General features: G+C 74.8%; 1 protein-coding gene. It reads left to right on the forward strand.

Features of this window, described 5'->3' with window-relative positions; genetic code table 11:
* A partial coding sequence (locus KUM32_RS39230) for a type I polyketide synthase (protein ID WP_254406741.1) occupies positions 1–2576 on the forward strand: 2576 nt, incomplete at both ends.

Genomic DNA, 2576 nt, shown 5'->3' on the forward strand with positions numbered 1-2576 from the left:
CGGGGATGGGGTCGGGGCTGTCCGATGCCGACCGTGCCCGCCTGACCCGCAGCGGCTTCGGCGCGCTGGACACCGAGGCCGGACTCGCCCTGTTCGACGCCGCGCTGGCCGCCGACCGCCCGGTCGCCGTGCCACTGCGGCTCGACCTGGCCGCGCTCCGCGCCGCCGAGGACATCCCCCCGCTGCTGCACGGCCTGGTCCCGGCCACCACCCGGCGGCGCGCCGCCGTCACCAGGACCGACACCGGCGGCTCCACCCTGACCCGGCACTTCGCCGCCCTGGAGGAGACCGAGCGGGTCCAGGCCGCGCTGGCCACCGTCCGGACCCAGGCCGCCGCCGTGCTCGGCTACCCCGGCGCCGACGCCGTCCCGTCCGGCCGGGCCTTCCGTGAACTGGGCTTCGACTCGCTCACCGCCGTCGAACTGCGCAACCGCCTCGCCACCGAGACCGGACTGCGCCTGCCCGCCACCCTCATCTTCGACTACCCGAACGCCACCGACCTCGCCGAGTTCCTCACCCGCGAGCTGTCCGGCGTGACACCGACCCCGCTCCCGGTACCGACGGTCACCGCACCGGCGGACGACGACCCCGTCGTGATCGTGGGCATGGCCTGCCGCTACCCCGGCGGTGTGAGCAGCCCCGACGAGTTGTGGGACCTGGTGGCCGAGGGCCGGGACGGCATCGGCCTCTTCCCCACCGACCGGGGCTGGGACGTGGACGGGCTGTACCACCCGGACCCCGACCACCCCGGCACCTCGTACGCCCGGGAAGGCGGCTTCCTCTACGACGCCGCCGACTTCGACCCGGGACTGTTCGGGATCAGCCCCCGCGAGGGCATGGCCATGGACCCGCAGCAGCGCCTGCTGCTCGAATCCTCCTGGGAGTCCCTGGAACACGCCGGCGTCGACCCCCTCGCCCTGCGCGGCTCCCGCACCGGCGTCTTCGTCGGCCTCATGTACCACGACTACCTGGGCCGGCTGACCGCCGTACCCGAGGAGGTCGAGGGCTTCCTCGGCACCGGCAACTCCGGCAGTGTCGCCTCCGGGCGGATCGCCTACACCTTCGGTCTGGAGGGCCCGGCCGTCACCGTCGACACGGCGTGTTCGTCGTCGCTGGTCGCGCTGCACCTCGCCGCGCAGGCGCTCCGGTCGGGCGAGTGCGACCTGGCGCTCGCCGGCGGTGTGACGGTCATGGCCACCCCGGACACCTTCACCGGGTTCTCGCGGCAGCGCGGTCTGGCCGCCGACGGCCGGTGCAAGTCGTTCGCGGCGGCGGCCGACGGCACCGGCTGGGGCGAGGGCGTCGGCATGCTCCTCGTCGAACGGCTCTCCGACGCCCGGCGCCACGGGCACCGCGTACTCGCGGTCGTACGGGGCACCGCCGTCAACCAGGACGGCGCGTCCAACGGCCTGACCGCGCCCAACGGGCCGTCACAACAGCAGGTCATCCGGGCCGCGCTGGCCGCCGCCCGGCTGAGCCCGCAGGACGTGGACGCGGTGGAAGCGCACGGTACGGGGACGACCCTCGGTGACCCGATCGAGGCGCAGGCCCTGCTGGCCACCTATGGACAGTCCCGTGAACGCCCGTTGTGGCTCGGGTCGGTCAAGTCCAACCTCGGGCACACGCAGGCGGCCGCGGGCGCGGCGGGGATCATCAAGATGGTGCAGGCGATGCGGTACGGGCTGCTGCCCCGCACCCTGCATGTCGACGAGCCGACCCCGCAGGTCGACTGGGCGGCGGGCCGGGTCGAGCTGCTCACCGACGCCCGGCCCTGGCCGGCGGGGGACCGTCCGCGCCGGGCCGGTGTCTCCTCGTTCGGGATCAGCGGCACCAACGCCCACGTCATCCTGGAGGAACCCCCGGCCACCCCGGCGGACGCACCGCCCCCGCCGGTGACGCGTCCCGTGCCCCTGGTCCTGTCGGCGAACGACCCGGCCGCCCTGACCGAACTGGTCGGCCGCGTCCAGTCCGTACTCCGCGACCGGCCCGACCTGCGACCGGAAGCCGTCGGACACGCGCTGACCAGCCGGGCCACACTGCCCCACCGCGCCGTACTGCTGAGCCCCGGCACCGGGGAGCCCGTCGCCGACGGCCGCGCCACCGAAGGACGGCTGGCGATGGTCTTCACCGGCCAGGGCGCCCAACGGATCGGCATGGGCCGGGAACTGTACGCGGAGTTCCCCGCGTACGCGGCGGCCTTCGACGAGGCCGCGGCCGCCGTCGGTCTGCCGTTGCACGAGGCGCTGGGCGACGAGGAACGGCTGCACCGGACCGCCTGGGCACAACCGGCGATCTTCGCCGTCGAGGTCGCGCTGCTGGCCCTGCTCCGCAGTTGGCGGGTGACCCCGCAGGTCGTGGCCGGTCACTCGGTGGGTGAGGTCGCCGCCGCGTATGCCGCCGGGGTGTTGAGCCTGGCCGATGCGGCGGTGTTGGTGGCTGCGCGTGGGCGGTTGATGGATGCCTTGCCGGCGGGTGGTGCGATGCTGGCGGTGGGTGCGTCGGAGGGGGCGGTGCGGGAGGCGTTCCCGGGTCTGGACGTCGCGGCGGTGAACGGGCCGGAGGCGGTGGTCGTCTCG

The organism is Streptomyces sp. AC627_RSS907 (assembly GCF_019049165.1).